Source organism: Streptomyces katrae, from assembly GCF_000966975.1.
Classification (GTDB): Bacteria; Actinomycetota; Actinomycetes; order Streptomycetales; family Streptomycetaceae; genus Streptomyces; species Streptomyces katrae.
In genome coordinates this window covers 1-1,107 of record NZ_JZWV01001350.1, presented here as the reverse complement: position 1 = coordinate 1,107, position 1,107 = coordinate 1, and the positions used below count along the sequence as shown (strand labels likewise).

At 74.7% G+C, this 1,107-nt stretch carries 1 protein-coding gene and 1 pseudogene; both read left to right on the top strand.

The window, feature by feature from the left end; all coding sequences use genetic code 11:
• The coding region (locus VR44_RS37105; protein WP_045952076.1) for a dioxygenase family protein at positions 1–412 on the top strand (412 nt) is incomplete at its 5' end.
• Between the two features lie 277 nt (positions 413–689).
• Positions 690–1,107, top strand: a pseudogene (locus VR44_RS37100) (hypothetical protein); the annotation flags it as partial.

Sequence of the window (1,107 nt, the reverse complement as noted above, 5' to 3'; positions counted from 1 at the left end):
GGCCTCGGCGGGGTGCCGTCCGCTCGCGGGGGCGGCCGTGGACATCTGGCAGGCGGATGCCGCCGGGGTCTATTCGGAGGGGCGGGAGAGCTTCCTGCGCGGGGTCCAGACGACCGACGCCTCGGGGCGGTGCGCGTTCCGGACGATCGTTCCGGGCTGGTACGCGGGCCTGGCGCCGCACATCCACTTCAAGGTGCGCCCCGATGCCCGCACCGAGACGACCTCGCAGTTCTTCCTCCCCGAGGACTTCCTGCGCGAGGTGTACGCCCGGCAGCCGTACGCCCGCCGCAGGGCGCCGCGCAGCCCCAACGCGCACGACGACCGGTACCGGGCGGCCGGGGGGACCATGACGCTGACGCCCGTGGCCGAGGGCGGCGGCTACCGGGCCGCGTACACCGTCGGGATCGCCTGAGCGACGGGGACCGGCCCGCGCAGCGGGCGCGGGCCCACCTGTTGGCGCGGCGGGGTGGGCGGCCGCCCTTTCGACGAAGGGGCTGGGGACGGCGGGGAGCCCCTGTCGGCCACCCGGCGCCCTCCCACCACTTTTGAAGTTTCAACCTTCAGCTGGCGCAGGCGAGTTGGCCGGATCCCGAGATGACCGGACCGCTCCGTTCATGTCATGATCAACCCTCACGTTACTTCTCGGTAACGCGTTCAATTCCCCCCATTTACCGAATGGTTCTACCTACGTGCGCACGTTCGCCCAACGCCTCCTGCTTCCCGGCCTGACCACGCTGGCGCTCGCCGCCGCCGGCTGCTCCTCGCCGGCGCACACCGGCTCCGCCGGCCCGGGGGCCGCCCCCGGCGCCCCGGCCGCAGGCGGCTCCCAGCAGCTCGAAGTGGCCGCCGCGCCCCAGGGGTCCGCCGATCCGACGCCGCTGGCCCGCACCTCCACCGGCGAGGGCCGGCCGGAGAAGTCCTCGCTGCGGGTGGCCTCCTACGACAAGGGCAGCCAGCGGGCCGTCATAGCCCCGGCCCCGAAGCCCCCCAAGGGCAGCCAGAACTCCCCCTCCGACGGCTCCCCCGCTCCCGCCAAGCCGGTGGCCGTCGGCGACGTCATCGCCAGCGCCCCGGCGCCCGGCGCCCCCGACGGACTCCTCGCGAAGG